General features: G+C 44.0%; 25 protein-coding genes. 8 read left to right on the top strand and 17 right to left on the bottom strand.

The genetic code is table 11. From position 1 onward, the window contains the following. Nucleotides 1-2 precede the first annotated feature (2 nt). The 11 genes from fpoK to E7X57_RS00180 form a co-directional block, all read right to left on the bottom strand. On the bottom strand, nucleotides 3-305 hold the full coding sequence (gene fpoK / locus E7X57_RS00135; RefSeq protein WP_048195271.1) for a F420H2 dehydrogenase subunit FpoK: 303 nt from the start codon (nucleotides 303-305) through the stop codon (nucleotides 3-5). Beyond that, nucleotides 305-655, bottom strand: a complete 351-nt coding sequence (fpoJ, locus tag E7X57_RS12835) for a F420H2 dehydrogenase subunit FpoJ (protein ID WP_256369397.1) — start codon at nucleotides 653-655, stop codon at nucleotides 305-307. Before fpoJ ends, fpoK begins: the two co-directional genes overlap by 1 nt. Beyond that, a complete protein-coding gene (locus E7X57_RS12840; protein WP_135609334.1) occupies nucleotides 648-917 on the bottom strand; it encodes an NADH-quinone oxidoreductase subunit J in 270 nt (89 codons plus the stop codon). The genes fpoJ and E7X57_RS12840 overlap by 8 nt, the downstream gene beginning before the upstream one ends. Nucleotide 918: 1 nt before the next feature. Next, complete coding sequence (gene fpoI / locus E7X57_RS00150) at nucleotides 919-1,326, bottom strand: F420H2 dehydrogenase subunit FpoI (protein ID WP_135609340.1); 408 nt, start codon at nucleotides 1,324-1,326, stop codon at nucleotides 919-921. Nucleotides 1,327-1,330: 4 nt separating this feature from the next. Then, on the bottom strand, nucleotides 1,331-2,365 hold the full coding sequence (gene fpoH, locus E7X57_RS00155) for a F420H2 dehydrogenase subunit FpoH (protein WP_135609343.1): 1,035 nt from the start codon (nucleotides 2,363-2,365) through the stop codon (nucleotides 1,331-1,333). Nucleotides 2,366-2,370: 5 nt separating this feature from the next. Beyond that, on the bottom strand, nucleotides 2,371-3,495 hold the full coding sequence (gene fpoD, locus E7X57_RS00160; protein ID WP_244603543.1) for a F420H2 dehydrogenase subunit FpoD: 1,125 nt from the start codon (nucleotides 3,493-3,495) through the stop codon (nucleotides 2,371-2,373). A gap of 9 nt (nucleotides 3,496-3,504) precedes the next feature. After that, complete coding sequence (gene fpoC / locus E7X57_RS12695; protein WP_244603544.1) at nucleotides 3,505-3,981, bottom strand: F420H2 dehydrogenase subunit FpoC; 477 nt, start codon at nucleotides 3,979-3,981, stop codon at nucleotides 3,505-3,507. Nucleotides 3,982-3,990: 9 nt separating this feature from the next. After that, nucleotides 3,991-4,545: a F(420)H(2) dehydrogenase subunit B gene (fpoB, locus tag E7X57_RS00165; RefSeq protein ID WP_048195283.1), complete on the bottom strand. Its 555-nt coding sequence runs from the start codon at nucleotides 4,543-4,545 to the stop codon at nucleotides 3,991-3,993. Then, a complete protein-coding gene (fpoA, locus tag E7X57_RS00170; protein ID WP_048195285.1) occupies nucleotides 4,533-4,928 on the bottom strand; it encodes a F420H2 dehydrogenase subunit FpoA in 396 nt (131 codons plus the stop codon). The genes fpoB and fpoA overlap by 13 nt, the downstream gene beginning before the upstream one ends. 281 nt (nucleotides 4,929-5,209) lie before the next feature. Beyond that, a complete protein-coding gene (locus tag E7X57_RS00175) occupies nucleotides 5,210-5,716 on the bottom strand; it encodes a hypothetical protein (RefSeq protein WP_135609345.1) in 507 nt (168 codons plus the stop codon). Between the two features lie 24 nt (nucleotides 5,717-5,740). Next, on the bottom strand, nucleotides 5,741-6,160 hold the full coding sequence (locus tag E7X57_RS00180) for a DUF22 domain-containing protein (protein WP_135609347.1): 420 nt from the start codon (nucleotides 6,158-6,160) through the stop codon (nucleotides 5,741-5,743). A gap of 287 nt (nucleotides 6,161-6,447) precedes the next feature. On the opposite strand from E7X57_RS00180, the gene E7X57_RS00185 reads away from it, so the two are divergent. The 6 genes from E7X57_RS00185 (at nucleotide 6,448) to cofC (ending at nucleotide 11,897) form a co-directional block, all read left to right on the top strand. Then, entirely contained in the window at nucleotides 6,448-6,609 is a 162-nt protein-coding gene (locus E7X57_RS00185; protein WP_135609349.1) for a 4Fe-4S binding protein, read from the top strand. Continuing rightward, complete coding sequence (locus E7X57_RS00190; RefSeq protein WP_135609351.1) at nucleotides 6,606-7,877, top strand: NAD(P)/FAD-dependent oxidoreductase; 1,272 nt, start codon at nucleotides 6,606-6,608, stop codon at nucleotides 7,875-7,877. The genes E7X57_RS00185 and E7X57_RS00190 overlap by 4 nt, the downstream gene beginning before the upstream one ends. A 241-nt stretch (nucleotides 7,878-8,118) precedes the next feature. Further along, complete coding sequence (gene cofG / locus E7X57_RS00195; RefSeq protein WP_135609353.1) at nucleotides 8,119-9,111, top strand: 7,8-didemethyl-8-hydroxy-5-deazariboflavin synthase subunit CofG; 993 nt, start codon at nucleotides 8,119-8,121, stop codon at nucleotides 9,109-9,111. After that, on the top strand, nucleotides 9,108-10,178 hold the full coding sequence (gene cofH, locus E7X57_RS00200) for a 5-amino-6-(D-ribitylamino)uracil--L-tyrosine 4-hydroxyphenyl transferase CofH (RefSeq protein WP_135609355.1): 1,071 nt from the start codon (nucleotides 9,108-9,110) through the stop codon (nucleotides 10,176-10,178). Before cofG ends, cofH (E7X57_RS00200) begins: the two co-directional genes overlap by 4 nt. After that, entirely contained in the window at nucleotides 10,178-11,248 is a 1,071-nt protein-coding gene (cofH, locus tag E7X57_RS00205) for a 5-amino-6-(D-ribitylamino)uracil--L-tyrosine 4-hydroxyphenyl transferase CofH (protein ID WP_135609358.1), read from the top strand. Before cofH (E7X57_RS00200) ends, cofH (E7X57_RS00205) begins: the two co-directional genes overlap by 1 nt. 1 nt (nucleotide 11,249) lies before the next feature. Then, the gene (gene cofC, locus E7X57_RS00210) at nucleotides 11,250-11,897 is read left to right on the top strand and encodes a 2-phospho-L-lactate guanylyltransferase (RefSeq protein ID WP_135609360.1); all 648 of its coding nucleotides are present in this window, start codon (nucleotides 11,250-11,252) and stop codon (nucleotides 11,895-11,897) included. On the opposite strand, the gene cutA is transcribed toward cofC, so the two are convergent. After that, nucleotides 11,874-12,188 carry a divalent-cation tolerance protein CutA gene (cutA, locus tag E7X57_RS00215; RefSeq protein WP_135609362.1) on the bottom strand — a complete coding sequence of 105 codons (315 nt, stop codon included), beginning with the start codon at nucleotides 12,186-12,188 and terminating at the stop codon, nucleotides 11,874-11,876. The genes cofC and cutA overlap by 24 nt on opposite strands. A 307-nt stretch (nucleotides 12,189-12,495) precedes the next feature. On the opposite strand from cutA, the gene E7X57_RS00220 reads away from it, so the two are divergent. Both E7X57_RS00220 and E7X57_RS00225 read left to right on the top strand, forming a co-directional pair. Further along, nucleotides 12,496-12,669 (top strand): 4Fe-4S binding protein, encoded by a 174-nt coding sequence (locus E7X57_RS00220; RefSeq protein WP_135609364.1) that lies wholly within the window; start codon nucleotides 12,496-12,498, stop codon nucleotides 12,667-12,669. Further along, nucleotides 12,666-13,886, top strand: coding sequence for an NAD(P)/FAD-dependent oxidoreductase (locus E7X57_RS00225; protein WP_135609366.1), 1,221 nt, complete (start codon nucleotides 12,666-12,668; stop codon nucleotides 13,884-13,886). Before E7X57_RS00220 ends, E7X57_RS00225 begins: the two co-directional genes overlap by 4 nt. A 55-nt stretch (nucleotides 13,887-13,941) precedes the next feature. On the opposite strand, the gene E7X57_RS00230 is transcribed toward E7X57_RS00225, so the two are convergent. From E7X57_RS00230 to grpE, 5 genes are all read right to left on the bottom strand, one after another. Then, nucleotides 13,942-15,381: a TrkH family potassium uptake protein gene (locus E7X57_RS00230; RefSeq protein WP_135609368.1), complete on the bottom strand. Its 1,440-nt coding sequence runs from the start codon at nucleotides 15,379-15,381 to the stop codon at nucleotides 13,942-13,944. A gap of 20 nt (nucleotides 15,382-15,401) precedes the next feature. After that, the gene (trkA, locus tag E7X57_RS00235; protein WP_135609370.1) at nucleotides 15,402-16,736 is read right to left on the bottom strand and encodes a Trk system potassium transporter TrkA; all 1,335 of its coding nucleotides are present in this window, start codon (nucleotides 16,734-16,736) and stop codon (nucleotides 15,402-15,404) included. A gap of 128 nt (nucleotides 16,737-16,864) precedes the next feature. Beyond that, entirely contained in the window at nucleotides 16,865-18,064 is a 1,200-nt protein-coding gene (gene dnaJ / locus E7X57_RS00240; RefSeq protein ID WP_135609372.1) for a molecular chaperone DnaJ, read from the bottom strand. 66 nt (nucleotides 18,065-18,130) lie between these two features. After that, on the bottom strand, nucleotides 18,131-19,990 hold the full coding sequence (gene dnaK, locus E7X57_RS00245; protein ID WP_135609374.1) for a molecular chaperone DnaK: 1,860 nt from the start codon (nucleotides 19,988-19,990) through the stop codon (nucleotides 18,131-18,133). Between the two features lie 95 nt (nucleotides 19,991-20,085). Continuing rightward, nucleotides 20,086-20,664: a nucleotide exchange factor GrpE gene (gene grpE / locus E7X57_RS00250; protein WP_135609376.1), complete on the bottom strand. Its 579-nt coding sequence runs from the start codon at nucleotides 20,662-20,664 to the stop codon at nucleotides 20,086-20,088. Nucleotides 20,665-20,689 lie beyond the last annotated feature (25 nt).

Below are 20,689 nucleotides of genomic sequence, written 5' to 3' on the forward strand. Positions count from 1 at the left end.
TTTTACCACCTCAATATGTTAAGTTTATCAACATTGATCATATCTCGCATCCTGTAAATTGACATGAGTATTGCAAATCCGACAGCTGCTTCTGCTGCAGCCAGTGCAATAGAGAACAGTGCAAATACCTGCCCTGTCATGTCATCATTGTAACTTGAGAAGGCGACCAGGTTCATGTTTGCGGAGTTTAACATAAGTTCCACACACATAAGCATCCTGATACCGTTCTTCTGTGACATGAATCCATAGAGACCTATGGAGAACACGATAGCTGAAAGACCAAGATACCAATTTAACGGGATCATCAGTTATCATCTCCTTTTGCCAGATAGATGGCACCTATCAGTGAGGAAAGTAACACTACTGAAAGGATCTCGAATGGTATCACAAAGTCTGTAAAGATAAGGACACCCAATCCTTTGATGTTACTTGGATCAGCGATATTCTGGGGAAGCTGTTCAACAGTTGTCCATCCTGTACCATAAAGTGAAACCAGTACCACTGCAAGGAACAAGCCTGCAATGATCATCCTTGTAAATGACTTAACGATGGTCTCGAGTGAAGGAAGCTTCATATCCATCAACCTTAAGATCTGCCTCTTTGGGTTGAACTGATGGACAATTGAATCCATTATAGTTGGACGTTCGTTAGTCATTGTTCTCACTTCCCATATTCTTCTTAGTCAGCATAACTGCGAAGAGTATCAGAACTCCAATTGCTCCGACATACACAAGGATCTGGACAACACCCAGGAACTGTGCATTGAGCATAATATATACGATAGCCACTGTGAACATCGAGAGAACTAGTGCAAGTGCTGCACGTACTATGTCCCTTGAGACTATTGTCAGGATCGCTAACGAGATCAACACAAGAGCGACAATAGCAAAAATGGCACCTTCGATTATACCTGTCATTTCACTCACCATTCTCCCCTACCGGAACTTCACGTGCCAGCATGTCCGGAGTATATAGTAATTCCTCATGTGTCCACCTGATCACACCTGTGGTGTAGACCTTTGTGCTTGAAAGAGCACCGTGTGGACATTGATCAATACAGAGACCACAGAACAGGCAGTGACCGATATCAATGGCAGGGAACCATCTTGTCTTTTCACTGTCCGGACTAACCCTCGCCCTTACGATCTTTATCGCACTGTTAGGGCAGGTATTAGCACAAATTCCACAGCCTATACATTTACTTTTATCAAGTTTTTGAAGCCCTCTGAACCTGTCAGGCAACTCGGAGGGAACCTCAGGATACCGTCTGGTAATAGGGGGCTTGTAGATGTTCTTAACAGCTCTAGCAATATTTTTCAATACCATGGTATCACACTCCCAGGTAAATACCCAAAATTATTGCCCATCCAAGGTTCAATAATGATAATGGGAGAAGTCTTTTCCAGCTAAGGTCAACAACCTGATCGATCCTGAACCTTGGAACTGCCCATCTTAGCATGATGATTGTCAAAATGACAAGAGCAACCTTCAACAGGAAGTACATTGTTGGAAGCAAAATTCCCAGGATAGTAATGTTTGTCAGGGCTGCAGGTAAATTCCAGCCACCGAGGAACAATAATACAACAAGCATTGAACCAAGGATCAGGTGGATATATTCTGCAAAGAAACCAAGACCGAATCTCATACCACTGTATTCAGTGATCCAACCTGCTACCAGTTCTTCTTCAGACTCGTTCTGGTCGAATGGAAGACGTCCCATATCGGCCATCAAAGCAACGAAGAAGACAAGGAAACCAAGAGGTTGAAGGAATATGAACCAGATCGGGCTCTGTGCCTGTGCGATCTCAACAATGTTCAGTGAACCTACCATGATAGCTATACTTACCATAGTGATACCGAGTGGAACCTCGTATCCGATCATTCTTGCAAAGTTCCTGAAAGCACCCAGAAGTGAGTACTTGTTGTTTGAACTGTATGCATACATGAACGCACCGATAATAGAGATAGAAGATACCGCTTCAATGTAAAGAAGACTTATATCCATCTCAGTTGCCACGATCGGGTACTCTACACCATTAATGACAACAGCACCGAATGGGATCGCAACAAGCATCATGAAAACAGATCCCATGAGAGCGATAGGTGCAGAAACGAAAAGCAACTTATCAGCTTTTGAAGGGATCAGATCCTCTTTGGTCATCAGTTTGATAGCATCAGCAACAAGCTGGAATATACCAAAAGGACCTACATATTTAGGACCAAGCCTGAACTGGATATCGCCTGATAGTTTACGCTCGAACCATACAACTAACATTGCACCGCCGAAAACCGCGCCGATCAAACAAAGGCCAAGTAAAGTACGGAGCCAGGGGTTGAATATAATATCAATACTTTCTGCTGACATTGTAATCACCTGTCCGCCTCACTGGTACAACCGTCCATACTACCTGCAATAGCTGCCACATCAGCAACAGTGGTTCCTTTTATGAGTGGAGGCAATGCCTGCATGGTCGGATAGACCGGTCCCCTTATCTTTACACGATGAGGTTTATCTGAGCCATCTGAAACGACATAGAAGCCCATCTCTCCACGTGGGTCTTCTACCCTGTGGAAAACATCGCCTTCAGGAACCCTCATTGTAGGGGTCCTAACACCATACAGGGAATCCTCATAGAAGAGGGGTCCACTTGGCATCTGGTCCAGACACTGTTCTATAATGTACATGGCCTCTAGCATCTCATCGAGCCTTACTTCGATACGGGCTGCAATATCACCGTCTGTAGCTGTGCACACCTTGAAATCAAGGTCCTTGTAAACAAGATATGGTTCATCTTTCCTTATATCAAAAGCAACACCTGTTGCACGAAGAGCTGGTCCGGATACACCCAGATCCCTTGCGGTCTTTGCCTCAAGGATACCTACACCGAAACAACGCTGCTTGTAGATCTCATCGCCATTGAACAGTCTTCTGTAGTCAGCGATCTGTTCCTTAAGACCGGCGAAGATTACAGCAGATTTTTCCTTGAATCCTTCAGGAAGATCGCCACGTACACCGCCGTACTTGAGGAATGTGTGTGTAACACGTGCTCCTGTTACCATGTCCATCAAAGTCAGAATATCTTCCCTTTCCTTGATGGTGTACATGAACATTGATACAAAGCCAATGAACTCACCGAACTCACCCATACCAAGCAGGTGGCTCTGAAGTCTTGAGAGCTCCTCGAGGATGACCCTAATATATTGGGACCTTTCCGGAACTTCGATATCTGCAAGTTTCTCTACAGCACCAACGTATGCTTCTTCGTTGGTCATTGCTGTTAGGTAGCAGATCCTATCAACGATAGGAATACCCTGGAGATACGTCTTGTTCTCTAAAATCTTTTCAATACCCTTGTGAATGAAGCCTAACTCAATCTCAGCATCAACTACAGTTTCTCCCCTGAGCCTCAGGTTCAACCTGAAAGGTCCGGGCTGCATTGGGTGCTGTGGTCCGAGGTGGACTATCATTTCTGATGGGCCTACATTTTCATCCATATTTAAGCCTCACACCAAATTTCTGGCAGTCGTGTTCGGGAAGCCTTCATAATCTTTTCTCAGAGGCCAATCCCCTAACAGCTCCTCTGGAAGAACAAGCTGTCTGAGGTCCGGGTGGTTGTTGAACTTAACACCGAACAGTTCGTAAGTTTCTCTTTCGTACCAGTTTGCATTCCAATAGACAGGAACAATGGACTCGATCTCCGGAGCATCCCTTGGAAGCTTCACCTTGATGGTAAGCAACACAGGATGGTCGTATGAAGCTATGTGATAAACAACAACGATCTCGTCTTTTTTAGGATAATCTATTGCAGTTTCGCTTGAAAGATGGTCAAATGCAAGTTCATCTTTCAGGTACTGGCAAACATCTTTGATCTTTTCAGGTTCCAGGTAAGCAGATATCCTTATGTCAGAATCTACTTTTGCGTCCGTAAGGGAATCCTGGAACTTGTTGACCAATGAATCAATAATGCTTTTTGCATCCATGATATAACCTCAATAATCCGTCCCATGGTCCTTTTTAGCCATGATCTTCTTCTGAAGCTCAAGGAATCCCTGAAGCAGGGCTTCCGGCCTTGGTGGACATCCTGGAATAAAAACGTCTATAGGGAACAATTTGTCAATGTTCTGCACTGTACTGTAGGATTCATAGAAAGGACCACCACTAATAGAGCAGTCACCCATGCATATTACCCACTTTGGTGCAGCCATCTGTTCCCACAGTTTCTGGAGTGCAGGAAGGTACTTCCTTGTCACGTATCCACTGATGATCATGACATCTGCGTGCCTTGGGGAATTACGTGGAATGATACCGAACCTGTCAGTATCATAGTGAGCACAACCTGTAGCGATCATTTCCACACCACAGCAACCCATTGGCTGAGTCATGAACCATAGGGAATTTTTCCTACCCCAGTTTATTGCATCCTGTGCTTTTGTCTTTTTCAAGAAATCAGTGATAGCCATGGAAGTGGTGGTAATGACACCTGGAATCTCTTCCACGTACTCCTCCTGATCCTCTACTGGTACATTATCGTTTAATTCATCCATTTAAGAGCACCCTTCTTCCATAAGTAGGCATATCCAAACAACAAAACGAAAATGAAGATCAACATCTCAACGATCGCTGTTACCATATCGACACCATTGCCTATGTATACCATAGCCCATGGGTAAAGGAAAAGAACTTCGATATCGAACAGAACGAATGCGATCGCATAAAGATAATACTCAACATTGAACTGTATTCGCGCATCTCCTAACGGATCGGAACCACATTCATAGGTCGCATATTTATTAGGTGATTTGCTTCTGGGGCTTAGCAACTTGACCATAGCCATTGTTGCAGGTGGCATCAGAAGCGAAACTACAAGAAACACAGCAACCGGAATGTAACTATTGATAATATTGCTACTATCGATTATTACTGACATGATGAATCACCTGATGATTACTAATCGTAGATATTACAATCGTAGATATAGTATTCTCTATATAACTATTTCCAAAAAAGAGTCATTCATGATAAAACATGACGATATATAGCATAGAAAGTATACAGAATGAAAGAATAAAATAAGTAATAGATATTTCTATTTTGAGTAATAATAAACAGGATTTACAACAAATAATAGGAATGATAAAAAAAGCGATCAAAAAATATTAATAAAAATAAGAATGCTGAGAAGCAGGTAACATCCTACTTCCCCGTTCTTCAGACCATTTTTGGCGAGAAGTATTTCTTTATCATTGCACCACAGTTCGAGCAGGAGATCACGAGCCATTCGCCAACTTCTTCCGATTCATACTTGTCAAAGATGGATGAGCCGCAACTGGGGCACATATAATGCTCCTTAAAGTAGTAATGATAGAACTGAGGAGTCTGCTCAAGCCAGTCAAGAACTTCATGCATGCGCTCAAAATAACGCTGTTTTGAAGGTGTCTTGCTTTCCTGAATAGCATCTTCAGCACGCTCAGTGACACCTTTTGCATATTTATGCGATTTAGAGGTTATCTTCTTGTAATCGCTTACATAGCGGGTAGTATTGTCCAGATAGTGCAGATATCCTTCATGTGCTTTTGGTTTTGAAGCATCCTGCACGGTCTTCATGAAATACTCGCCCATTACATCTTCCATAATATCTGCACATGCAGTACAGATATTATAGCCCTCATATTGCTTATAGTCCTGATCTTCTCCGCAGATCACGCATTTTTCCATATAGGACACCCCCTGCAGTAATTCTTATTTGACCAGTACAGGCTTCATAGCTTCCCTTGTGAACATGATCGGGAAGATGTTAAGTACTCCAAGCAGGTCTCCTGCACGAACCTTTCCGGTCTCCTGTCCGAAAACATAGACATATTTGATCGTTCGTGGCTTCTCAACAAGACAGTTACCTTCCTTGGAAGCTACCTTCAGGACAGAAGCTACCGCGTGGTAAGTAAAAGCACACGGAATTGCAAGAGTATCCGCATCCAGTGTGACCTCCTGGATAGCGATCTTCTTGTATTCGCCAGCACGGAGTTCTACATCCTCATCAGAGATCATCATCCCCCACTTCGCACGGGTGGCGATAGTGAATTCATAGGGTGCGGCCTTGAACTTCTTTGAAATCAATTCACCGTCTTTACGAGCTACTACTTGTATCGTTTCCGTGGACATAAAATCACCATAATATATGTTGGTATTTTAGTATAAATAGATTATCATTATTGTTAATGAACAATTTAAAGTTGACACTAGCAGAAGTTAAAAAAAGAATTGAACCAGGTACCCAAAATAATAACTATAAGATAATATGGCATTTCAATATTAATAATTATTTCAAGACTGCCATATAGAAAAGAGCAGATTCAAAAATGAAGCTTCAATTAATTGCTGACATATGAATTGAACAAAATCCTTTTGAGCATTGAAGGACTTAAAAGGACCAAACTCGAGGGAAATTAATGAAAGTCAATGAAAACTGTGTTGGATGTGGCCAGTGCACTGCATTTTGTAAAAAGGATGCGATCATTGTTAAAAGTAAGGCACATATCACAGATAAATGTGTAGAATGCGGAATATGTGCAGCATACTGCCCCATGAAAGCTATAGAGGTAGCTGAATGAAGGTCATAGTGATAGGTGCGGGACTTGGCGGTTTGCTAAGCGCGGCAAAATTATCAGGATCAGGATATGATGTTGAAGTCTTTGAACGCCTGCCTATGACAGGAGGACGGTTCACCAATATTGATGTTAAAGGATACAAATTGACCACAGGCGCGCTCCACATGATACCACATGGCCCCACCGGACCATTGGCACAACTCCTCGAGGAAGTGGGCGCAGAGGTCACCATCGAGCGCGATGAAGGAATGGCTTTCATGCGCATCTTCGAAGACATTGAGAACAACATTTATGAAGACGTACCTTTTGGAAAGTTCGGAAAGATGTTCTCACTCTGGAACAGGATAAAACTTGCATTTTTCATGATGACCACCAGAAGAAATCCCCCCAGAGACTGCTCCTTTGCAGAATGGCTTTCAAAGCACCTCGATGAACCTCTTGCACATCAAATGGCAGATTCTTTCTGCGGCTGGGCCCTTAGCCTGAAAGCAGCTGATGTTCCTGTGGAAGAAGCATTTGAGATTTTTGAGAAACTATACCGCCACGGCGGTCCCGGAGTGCCGATCGGAGGCTGTAAAGCTGTTACTGATGCACTAGCGGATGTTGTCAGGAACAATGGTGGAACCATACATACTGATAAAGAGGTCTCAGAGATCATCATCGAAGATGGAAAAGCTTCAGGCGTCATTATAGACGGTCAAAAATATCCTGCAGACCTTGTTCTCAGCAATATCGGACATAATTTCACACATGGCCTTTGCAAAGATGTTGATATTAACGAGGAACACCAGCAGTACCTGAACAAAATAAAAGTAATAAAGCCTTCTGCCGGAGTTAAGATCTGCCTTGCTGCAAATGAACCACTGATCGGACATGGAGGCGTTCTGTTCACACCCTCGGCCAGACGTGTGAATGGTATCAACGAGGTTACCAACATCGATCCTGATCTTGCACCACAAGGCAAACACCTTGTTATGGCCCACCAGACAACCCAATGGAATAGGATCCCTTATCTGGAGGATGAGATCGACTTGGGCATAAAGGATCTTAACGAGATCTTTGCAGGCAAGGATTTCGACGTGCTCCTCACACAATCCTATTATAATGGCTGGCCTGTCAACAGGTCATCATCAGGTTCAGACATCGGCAATACAACACCCATAGAAGGATTGTACGTAGTGGGCGATGGTGCAAAAGGCAAGGGCGGCATCGAAGTTGAAGGCGTAGCCCTTGGTGTAAAGAACACCATGAATCTCATTCTGGACAATTAAAACCTGAACATAAATCATTTTGATGGCGGAGCGCTAACCGTCAACAAAATTTTACCATTTCTGCTCAAAGAGAACTGCCACCATCAGCATATTTCCATTATTACTTTGACCTCTGGAAACCCGGTATGATATTTTCCAACACATTTTAGTTATTACCAAAATTTACCCTCAGGTATGATCTGCATCACAAATGTACCTTCGATTAAACTTATGTACTAATTCCTTCATTCATTCACCAATTATGCCCGAATTTGTGACCTTCTCACGCAATGTTTTCATCCCTGTTACGAACATTTGCAGGAACCGTTGCGGATATTGTACCTTCAGGCGCGACCCGGACCACCCGGAAGCCCGTCTTATGAGTGCAGAAGAGATTATACAGATCCTGAAAAATGGAAAAGAAGCAGGATGTACTGAAGCGCTTTTTGTTTTTGGAGAATATGCCGAAGAGGTTCCCGAATATAGAAAGGAACTTAAAAAAATGGGCTATTCCAGCACCATTGAGTATGTCACTGAACTTTGTGAACTTGCCATCGAGATAGGAATGTTGCCGCATACCAATGCAGGCATTCTCACCCGGCATGAACTCGAGATGTTAAAACCACTAAACGTTAGCATGGGCCTTATGCTGGAAACAACTGCAGAACTGAAAGCCCACAGTGAATCTCCCGGAAAAGCTCCTTCAAAACGGATCGAGATGATACGCACTGCCGGAGAACTGCAGATACCTTTCACAACAGGCATACTGGTAGGCATCGGAGAAAGCATAGAGGACAGGAAGCATTCCCTGGAAACCATCGCAGCGATCCATAAAGAGTTCGGACATATCCAGGAAGTCATCATCCAGAACTTTATGCCTAAACCGAACACACCGATGGCAGATCATGCCCCACCTGCAAAAGAAGAGATGATTCGGACAGTCTCCCTTGCGCGAGAGATACTACCGGATGATGTCTCTGTTCAGGTCGCACCAAATCTTATTAAGCCCCATATACTGATACAAAATGGAGCTACCGACCTTGGAGGAATTTCTCCCACCACCATCGACTGGATCAATCCCGAAGCAGAATGGCCAAGTGTGATCGACCTTCAGCAGATGACAGGAGGGATACCCCTGAAGGAAAGATTACCGATATATCCACATCATATTAGGAAAGGCTGGTATAGCAACGACCTTTCTGACCTAATCGAAACACTTACCGATAAAAACGGATTCAAGAGGAAACAGCAATGATCCCTGAAGATATCGTAGAAAGAGCATACATGGGTACCACTACCAAAGAAGATGCTCTTAAATTACTGGAAGTGAAACCCTTTGAACTATATGCACTGGCAGACAAGCTAAGATATGAAGCAGTTGGAAATAACGTCACCTACGTTGTCAACCGTAACATCAATTTCACCGACAGATGTGTCGGAACATGTGGATTCTGTGCATTCAAGGATAAAAAGGGATACCTGCTCTCACCTGAACAAATAAGGGAAAAGATTGATGAAGCAATTGCATCAGATGCCACCGAACTGTGTATTCAGGGAGGATTGATGGAGGATGTAAAACTCGATCTCTACCTGGACATTCTCAGGGCAGTAAAAGAAGACCACCACCACATCCATACTCATTGTTTCTCACCAATGGAAGTTTACCATGCTGCCACTTCCAATGGACTGACCATTGAAGAAACCCTGGCTGAACTTAAGAAGAACGGATTGAACACCATGCCAGGGACCGCTGCAGAGATACTGGCAGACCGGGTGCGCGACATCATCTGCCCGGAAAAGATCACGAGACAGCAGTGGATAGACATAGTAACATCCGCACACCGGGCAGGGATACCCACAACTGCCACGATGATGTACGGACATGTAGAAACATGGGAAGAACGCATTGACCACATACTCGCCATCCGTGAGATCCAGAAAAATACCATGGGCTTCACAGAGTTCGTGCCACTTCCCTTCATGCCTTACAATAACAGGATCGGAGAAGAGATGCTTAAAAACGGCCAGTTCATGACGACAGGAGTGGAAGACCTGAAAGTATATTCACTTGCACGCATTTTACTCAATACACATATAGAGAATATTCAGGTAAGCTGGGTAAAACTTGGAAAGAAGCTTGCACAGCTTGCCTTGCTATGCGGTGGCAATGATCTTGGAGGCACACTAATGGAAGAAAGTATTTCGAGATCAGCAGGTGCATCTAACGGGGAAGTCATCACAGTGGAAGAGCTCGAATGGATCATAAGGGGTGCGGAAAGGACACCTGTCCAGAGAGACACACTTTACAGGAGCATATTATAATGACAATTCCCGAAGATATCATTGAACGGGCCTACAAAGGAAGTGCAACAAAAGAAGATGCACTTAAACTTCTGGATGTAAATCCCTTTGAGCTTTACGCACTGGCAGATGAACTCCGCAAGGAGGCTGTCGGGGATACAGTGACCTATGTCACAAACAGGAATGTCTACATCACCAACATGTGCAAAGGAAACTGTGGATTCTGTGCTTTCAGGGAAGGTGAAGGATACATCCTGACCATCGAAGAGATACTTGAGCAGGTCGGGCAGGCAGAAAAGGCCGGTGCTGTGGAGATCTGCATCCAGGGCGGTTACCTCCCACAACTCGACCTTGAATTTTACAATGAGATCGTAAAGAGCATACACACCACCTATCCAAATATGACCATACATGGATTCTCCCCAATGGAGATCCATTATGCATCATCCCTTTCAGGAACACCTCTTGAGGATGCTTTTGCCGAACTGAAAAAGAACGGACTGGGCACACTTACCGGAACATCTGCAGAGATACTTTCGGACCGCGTTCGAAAGATCATATGCGAGGATAAGATAACAACCGACCAGTGGATAGAGACAATCAAAGCCTCCCACAGGGTCGGCTTGCGTACCAATGCCACCATAATGTACGGTCATGTGGAAACATGGGAAGAACGGTTCGACCATATACTGACAGTGCGTAATATCCAGGAAGAGACCGGAGCATTCACCGAACTGATAACAATGCCTTTCATGCCTTACAACAACCGTGTTGGTGAGGAGATGCTGAGTTCAGGGAAGTTCATGACCACCGGAACGGAGGATCTCAAACTAATAGCAATTGCAAGAGTTCTGCTCAACAAACAAGTGGACAACCTTCAGGCATGCTGGGTCAAGCTCGGCAAGAAGCTTGCACAGGTAGCTTTATCCTGTGGCGCAAATGATCTGGGAGGTACACTTATGGAAGACCAGATCACTCTTGCATCCGGAGGAGCGAACGGGGAATACCTATCACCGGAAGAACTGGAGTGGATCATCACAAGTGAAGGCCGCAAACCGATGAGAAGGAATGCATTATACGAGGAAATCTAATATGCGGGCAGTGATCCCATATAAGAAAGAGAATGCCAAATCCAGGCTATCTCCGGTACTTTCACAGACAGAACGTGAGGAATTCGTCGAACTCATGTTAAGGGATGTGGTCAGCTCATTAAACTCCGCAGGGATCACAAAAATAGACATCCTTACCACCTCCAGTGAAGGAGTGCCCGATGATCTGGATATAGATCTTATTGTAACCGACCCCGGACTTAATGCATCTATCAACTCATACCTGCAAAATGTTGATGAACCAACCATGATCATCATGGCAGATCTCCCCCTTGTGAGAAGCAGTCACATCAAAAAAATAGTATCATATCCCGAAGATGTTGTTATAGTTCCCGGGAAAGGTGGTGGTACAAATATACTGTTCATCCGGCAACCAAATGATTTTACAGTAAAATACCATGGCTGCAGCTTTATAAGCCATTATGAGATCACAGAAGACCTTGGGAAGAGCATACGGATCTTTGACTCATTCCTTGCAAGTATCGATATCGATGAACCTCATGATATTGTAGAGCTACTCTTATACGGAAATGGCCTTTCAAAAGAATATGCTGAAAAAAGATTTTGTGCCGAGACAGGTAAAGGGCGCGTGAAGATATCATCGCTTTCAAAGCTTTCTGATTTCATCTGAGATCCAGTGGAGATACTTATTTTCACCATTTATCTCCCATGAAATTATGCATGGTAGCTCATAGCTGTGAAGCGATACAACGGTTTCTTTAATTTCCTCGAATCTTTCAGAGGTCGTTTTCAACATCAGTGCAACTTCATTATCCTCCACCATTTCATCGTTCCACCTATAAATGGAATTTATCGGATAGATATTAGCACATGCGGCAAGCCGCCTTGACACCAGTTCTTTTCCAAGCATGCGCGCTTCGTCCATATTTCCGGCTGTAATGTAAACTATAATATGTTGCATAATACAAAATATTGGCAGAGAACATATCTAGATATCGTCTGCTCATCTGCAGGTGACATATACTATCGGGCATGAGGAGTCATAATATAACTCAATGTTAACAAACATATGAGAAATATGCAAGACATTAGTCTCGAAGGTTACAAATGTTTACAACCGTGTCCAAAAAAGACATATTTTTTCTTATTATTAGCTTCCGAGAAATAATCACATATAAAAATTTCCATAAGCCAGTGAGCAACTCACGAAACCTATATTATTGTCGAAGTAATAATGGTACATCACATCTGACTATCGGTGATAATGAATGAGCATCATTATAAATAAATATAAATGTGGGTACTGCGGTGCATGTGTGGGCGTCTGCCCAACTGGAGCATTAGAGCTCATCGAAACATGGATAGAAGTAGACAATAAATGTACAGGATGTGGCATCTGCCAGAAGATATGCCCACTTGGAGCTATCGAGGTGGACAGATGAAAAAAGAGTATGATCTTATTGTAGTTGGTGCAGGTCCCGGAGGATCCATTGCTGCCAAAACCGCTGCAAAGGAAGGACTTGACGTACTTTTGATAGAGAAAAGACAGGAGATCGGAGATCCGATCAGATGTGCTGAAGGAGTGGGCAAATACAACCTGAAGCAACATATCGAACCTGATCCCAGATGGATATGCGCAGATCTGAAAGGTTCACGCATATTTTCCCCGGATGGAACTGAGATCGAAATGGCAGAAGAGATCGCAGGAGGAGAGGTTGGATATGTACTTGAAAGAAAGATATTCGACCGGGCACTTGCAAACGAGAGTGCTATTGCCGGGGCAGAAGTGATGGTCAAGACCAGGGCCACTGACCTTATAATTGAGAATGAGACAGTCTGCGGTATCAAGCTCATGCATATGGGTGAAGAATATGAGGTGCGATCAAAGATCGTCATCGGTGCTGACGGAGTGGAATCAAAGGTCGGCCGCTGGGCAGGAATAGACACATCAGTAAAGCCCGCAGACATAGAAACATGTGCACAATATCTGGTATCCAATGCAAATATCGATCAGGAATTCTGTTATTTCTACCTTGGGAATGAGATCGCACCTGCAGGGTACATATGGTTGTTCCCAAAAGGTGGCAACAAAGCCAATGTTGGAATTGGAATACTGGGTAGTAAATCCGGTGAAAATAGACCTATTGATCTTTTGAATGAATTTATTGAAAAGAACATGCCTGATGCAAAGATCATCGAAATGGCAGTCGGAGGAGTACCTGTATCAGGTTCCATGGACAGGACAATTGCCAATGGCCTTATGCTTGTCGGCGATGCCGCCCGACAGTCAGACCCTATCACCGGCGGAGGTATCATTAATGCCATGGATGCAGGAAAGATCGCCGGAGAAATTGCTGTAAAAGCAATAAAGAAAGGAGATTATTCTACAACTACCTTGCAGGAATACGAAGAACTCTGGAGAGAAACAATTGGCAGGGAGATCGACAACAGCCTGGTAGTCAAGGAAACATTTGTCAATTTCACAGATGACGACCTGAACTCACTTGCTAACTCGCTCAAGAACGTTAACTTCACAAGCATGAGCCTTATGGACCTCTTACTTGCTCTTTTCAAGGCAAACAAGAAACTTCTCTGGGACCTCAGAGGACTCTTTAAGGACATTGTTAAGAACGATATTGACTTTAAATATAGATCCTGATCCGACATTTTTTTGTTCCATTCTGAAAATGGATGGAACAATATCTCATTTTGAATTATTTTCTCCAGAACTCAGGAGTAAGCATAACTATAACAGTGAAAACTTCAAGCCTGCCTATCCACATATTGGCGATCAGCACTAGCTTTCCAATAGCAGGGACAGTACTGAAGTTTGCCATTGGTCCGACCATATTAAAACCCGGACCTATATTGCCAAGAGTTGCTATGGATGCTGTAACGGAACTGGTAAGATCCATTCCAAATATTGAAAGGATGGCAGAGCTTATCAAAAATATCAGGAAGTATATCACAACAAAAGAGATAATCGCATGCATGATGTCAACTGGAACGCTCTTACCATTAAATTTGATAGGCCTCACAGCTTTAGGGTGGATAGCTTTAAAAAGCTCGCTTCGTGCGTATTTCAGCAAAAGGAGAAGACGTACGACCTTTATACCACCTGCAGTAGAACCAGCACAACCACCAATGAACATCATCGCCAGTAAAACAACCTTCCCCGAATCTGTCCACAAGTTGAAGTCAGTGGTCGCGTACCCTGTTGTCGTCAGTATAGAGACAACCTGAAAAATAGCATACCTGAAAGATGTGGGGATAGAATCGGGCGTGTCCCTCCAGAGGATCAATGTCAGAAGGACAGTCGCAAGACCTACGATCACAAAATAAAACTTGAACTCATTATCCTTTAGAAGGCTTTTTTTATCAGAATATAAGGTCTTGTAATGCAAAGCAAAGTTCGCACCTGCAATGAACATAAAAAGCGTGATGATACCTTCGATGAGAGGACTGTTAAAAGCTGCAACACTGTCTGCATAAGGTGAAAAACCGCCACATGCCATCGTAGTAAAAGTATGCGTGCAGGCGTCATAGAAAGACATACCCGCAATGAGCAGTAGAAGAAGCTCAACTACGGAAATGGAAACGTAAACAGTCCAGAGTATCTTTGCGGTTTCCCTTATCCTTGGCTTTAGCTGGTCCTCTTTGGGACCCGGGGCCTCAGCGCGGAACATCTGGCGACCTGCAACTCCAAGCTTTGGGAGAATAGCAATGAACAACATGATAATTCCCATGCCACCAATCCATTGGGTCATACTTCTCCAGAACAGCAGACTTCTTGAATGAGACTCAATGTCTACGAAGACCGTTGCTCCGGTCGTTGTAAACCCTGACATTGACTCGAACAGGGCATTAAGAAAAGTTACTCCGTCGAACATATACGGAATTGAACCAAATAGTGCTGCTGCAAACCATCCAAAAGCAACTATAGCAAAGCCTTCACGTTTCTCCCATTCCCTTTCATCTGATGAAGAATACCTGAATGAAAGTATAGATCCAACGACAGTAGTAAATGAAAACGCGACTGCAAAAGGATATGGAGATTCACCATAATAAAGGGCAACACCAAGAGGTAGTAGCATCATTGGACCAAGAAAACGAAGAAGTAAGCCCAATACATTAAATACGATACCAAAATTCATCAAAACACGCCTATTTAAAATTACTTGAACAATCTTTCGACAGCCTGATGTGCAGAAGGCAATGAGAATATAAGCACACGGTCACCTTCCTTGATAATATAGTTACCGCGAGGTACGAAAGTATCGCCTTTATGAACAACCATACTGACAAGTGCACCTTCAGGGAACTTGACGTTCTTCAAAGGTCTTCCAACTACTTTTGAATTGCTTGATGCAGTATATTCAATGATCTCCGCTTTTTCGCCCTCGATCATGGTCAGGGCTTCAATGCCTGTTCCCATGGTCAGTTTCAATACTTCATTAATGGTAGCTTTCCTTGGACTTACAGCACGATCCACACCTACAAGTTCGAACAGTGGAACATAATCAAGATGATCAGCACGTACAATGACCTTTTTAGAACCAAGCTGCTTTGCAAGCAGAGCACATAACAGATTCTTTTCATCACTATCCGTCACAGAGATAACGACATCCATATCCTGAACACCTTCTTCCTTGAGAAGGTTGATGTCCGTCCCATTGCCTTTCAGAACAAGTACTTTTGGGAGTGCCTCAGCAATGAACTCGCACCTTTCCCGATCCTTTTCGATTATCTTTATAGTTGCATGGCTTTTTTCAATAAGCTTTGCAAGATAGAAACCAACGGTACCTCCACCGATGATCATCACCCTACTGACGTTATCCTCATGACCCGCAAAGAGACTTCCCACATTAGCCATGGCATCCGATTTTCCGATGACAACAACATGATCAGCACTATGTATGACATCATCCCCATGAGGAATAATAATGTCGGATTGCCTGTAAATAGCACTCACAATGCAGCAATCAGAAAGATCTAGGTCCTTCATATTCTTGTCCACAAGATCGCTTTCTTCAGATACAACGAATTCCATCATCTTGATCTTTCCATCTGCAAATATCTCAGCATCAATAGCTGATGGAATAGAAAGGATCTCGGCGACCTCTGAAGCAAGGGATAGTTCCGGACAGATCATGACATCGATGCCTATCTGTGTGCGGGTTGCAATCGGCCTGTCAATATAATCAGGATTTGTTACCCTTGACATTGTTTTGAATGGCCTGTAAGAAGGAGCCAGCAGTTTGGCTGCGGTACATGCAACAATATTCACTTCATCTGAACCGGTCACAGCAACAAGGAGATCAGCATCGTTGATCACCTGGCCTAATATGGAGATATTAGCACCATTCCCATGAATGACCTGTACATCAAGTTCGTCTGCACGTGCACACGCATCCTCATCATTATCAATGACGATAACATCATTGTTGAGATAAAGGGAACTTGCTATATGATACCCTACCTCTCCGGCTCCGACGATTATGATTTTCATAAAGATCACACTAACCTATGAAAATAAATTGGAAGTATAAGATATGGTTAATAACCGGTATCTGTGTTAAAGTTTACTCCACAGAAAGAGAAATATAAAAAAAATAAGAGAGGTCTCCGACCCTGTGATCAAGAATTTACAGAGTCGGAGAAAGTATCTGAAATTGCAGTTTCAAAAGCGTCTTTAACCTTGTCAAAGAAGCCTTTGCCACCTTTTGATCCTTTGGATTGAGTACCACTGACCTTGTCAAGCTCTTCCAGAAGACCTTTCTGTTTGTCTGTGAGATTCGTAGGCGTCTCAACAACGACCTTCACAAGCTGGTCACCCTGACCGTGTCCATGAAGATGTGGCATTCCCTTACCTTTCATACGTAGTATTGAATGGGTCTGGGTTCCTGCTTTTATCTTCATCTTGACCTTTCCATGAAGTGTCGGGACCATTACTTCAGAGCCAAGAGCTGCCTGAGAGAATGCGATCGGGACTTCATAGACAATATCATCACCTATGCGATCGAATATCTCATGAGGCTTTATGTGGATCACAACATAAAGGTCACCTGATGGTGCACCCGGACTTCCTGCTTCACCCTCACCGCTTACCTTCAGACGCAAACCAGTATCAGAACCTTTTGGAACCCTTACTTCGATCTTGCGCACTTTCTTCTGCTTGCCTGAACCTTTACAGACAGGACACGGGGATTCGATGATCTGACCCCTACCATGACAATTGTCACATGTGGTAGTGGTCATGAAGTTACCAAGAGGTGTCCTTCGTGAATGGGTCATCTGACCGCTGCCACGACATTTCGGACAGGTGGTTGGGCTTGTACCTTCCTTTGCACCTGTACCTCCACAGGTTTCACAGTTCTCTGCCCTTGGAACATTGATCTTAACCTGTTCACCGAAAGCAGCCTGCTCCAGAGTTACAGCCAGATCATATCTCAGATCAGAACCCCTTGTAGGACCCTGCCTGCGACGACCTCCGCCGCCAAAACCTCCGAAACCGCCAAAGCCGCCTCCGAAGATACTGCCAAAGATATCACCAAGGTCTTCGAAACCGCCAAAATCAGCATTCCTGAAAATATCTTCGGTGCTATATCGACCGTCTATACCTGCATGGCCAAACCGATCATACTGTGATCTTTTCTCATCATCGGACAGCACAGCATAAGCTTCAGATATCTCCTTGAACTTTTCTTCAGCACCATCATCCTTGTTCTTGTCAGGATGGAATTTCATCGCAAGTTTGCGATATGCTTTCTTGATCTCGGTCTCAGAGGCATCCTTGGCTACACCAAGTATTTCATAATAATCACGTGTGGTCGACATTAAATCTCCTTCATGGATAAATTAAAGTGCAGATGGAAAGCATCTGCACCTATACCTTCAAGATATTTATTTGTCTTCGTCGACAACCTCATAGTCCGCATCGACAACAGTTTCATCGGATCCGGAGTCAGAAGTGGATGCACCTGCATCTTCAGAAGCTTCAGCACCTGCAGCTGCTTCCTGCTGTGCCTTCTCGTACATTGCAGAGGATACCTGATAAACAGCTTCCTGTAATGCTTCGGTCTTAGCCTTAATAGCTTCGACATCTTCGCCTTCCAGAGCCTCTTTCAGATCAGCCATAGACTTTTCGATCGTGGCTTTCTGTTCATCGGTTGCGACATCTCCGGCTTCTTTCAGGGTCTTCTCAGAAGCATTGACAAGGGATTCTGCATTGTTCCTGATATCCACCTCTTCCTTACGTGCCTTATCCTCTTCTGCATGGACTTCAGCATCCTTTACCATCTGGTCGATCTCCTCATCGGACAATCCACCAGGTTTCTGGATAGAGATAGACTGTTCTTTACCGGTACCAAGATCCTTTGCATTCACATGGAGGATACCATTAGAATCAATGTCAAAGGTCACTTCGATCTGTGGCATTCCCCTTGGTGCAGGTGGTATACCATCCAGTACAAAGCGGCCAAGTGTCTTGTTAGCAGAAGCAATTCCTCGCTCACCCTGCAGGATGTGGATCTCCACAGATGGCTGGCTATCTGCAGCAGTTGAGAATATCTGGCTCTTCTTTGTAGGGATAGTAGTGTTCCTCTCGATAAGCGGTGTTGCAACGCCTCCAAGGGTCTCAATACCAAGTGTCAGAGGTGTGACATCAAGCAAGAGGACATCATGGACCTCTCCACCAAGTACACCTGCCTGAATAGCTGCACCGACTGCAACTGCCTCATCAGGATTGATGTTCTTGTATGGATCCTTACCAATGAAATTCTTCACAAGATCATATACTGCAGGGATCCTGGTAGAACCGCCGATAAGAAGTACCCTGTCGATGTCCTTTGGAGTGACCTTTGCATCACTAAGAGCCTGTTTCATGGAAACAAGTGTCTTTTCTACAAGGTCTTCGGTCATCTTCTCGAACTGGGCCCTTGTAACATCAATATCAATGTGTTTTGGCTGTCCGTTAGAATCTGCTGTAATGAAAGGCAGGTTCACGTTAGTTGAAGCAACGCCTGAAAGTTCGATCTTTGCCTTCTCAGCAGCATCATTAAGACGCTGGAGTGCAGCTTTATCGTTTGAAAGGTCAATACCTTCAGCTTTCTTGAACTCATCGATAAGGAATTCTGCAAGCCTGTGGTCAAAGTCATCGCCACCAAGATGCGTATCCCCACTTGTGGAAAGTACCTCAAAGATACCCTCTCCAAGCTCAAGAACGGATACATCAAAGGTACCGCCTCCGAGATCGTAGACCAGGATCTTGTGGTCGCCTTCCTCTTTGTCAAGACCGTATGCAAGAGATGCAGCTGTAGGTTCGTTGATGATCCTCATCACCTCAAGTCCGGCGATAGTACCGGCATCTTTGGTAGCCTGCCTCTGGGAATCATTGAAGTAAGCAGGTACAGTGATAACAGCCTGTGTGATGGACTCACCAAGATATGCTTCAGCGTCATCCTTGAGCTTGCGAAGGATCATTGCAGAAACTTCCTGTGGAGTGTAATCCTTATCATTCAGGTTTACTTTATAGTCACCCTCACCGATGTGACGCTTAATGGAGCTTACACTGTTATCAGGGTTGGCGATCATCTGCCTTTTTGCAACCTGTCCTACAAGCTTTTCTCCTTTCTTGGAAAAACCAACAACTGAAGGAGTTGTCCTTGCGCCCTCTGCGTTAGGGACAACAGTAGGTTTTCCACCTTCGATAACAGCCATACAGGAATTAGTAGTTCCAAGATCAATACCTAATATCTTTCCCATGATAATACCTCACTTGTCTTTGATTATTAAATAGTTAATAGCAATTTGATTCTCTTTATGACATTACTAAAGCAATAAGCTCATAATATCAGATGTTAGTTCTCATCCGGATTATCTGCAATTGTTACCATTGCATGACGTATGACCTTCGAGTTGAGTTCATAACCGGGCTTGCAGACATCAACAACATGATGATCAGGATATTCCGAGGTCTGCACATGCATCATTGCCTCATGAAGGTGCGGATCGAATTCCTGACCGGTGCAATCGATCTTTTTCAGGCCTTCCTTCTCAAGGATAGAGACAAAATGCCTGAATACCATCTCAACGCCCTCAATAACTGAATTCACATCATCGGTCTTCTTTGCAGATTCAAGAGCACGCTCAAAGTTATCATACACTTCCAGCATTTCGACCATCATATTCTCCAGAGCGAACTTGCGGAACTCTTCCTTTTCACGCACACTTCGCTTTCTGAAGTTCTCGAACTCAGCCCTCTGCCGGATCAGTTGTTCTTTGAGTTCCATCATATCAGAATCCGTGGAAGTGACATCTTCGTTTTGGTCATCGGCTCCATTACCAGCCAGATTTTCCGACATATCGTCGTCTTTGCAACCAGTACACGAATCCTTCTCTTCTTTAAGTTTAGATTTCTTTCCAAATTTACCTGCCATTGATCACGACTCCGCCATAATTTAT

The organism is Methanococcoides sp. AM1 (assembly GCF_900774055.1).
Classification (GTDB): Archaea; Halobacteriota; Methanosarcinia; order Methanosarcinales; family Methanosarcinaceae; genus Methanococcoides.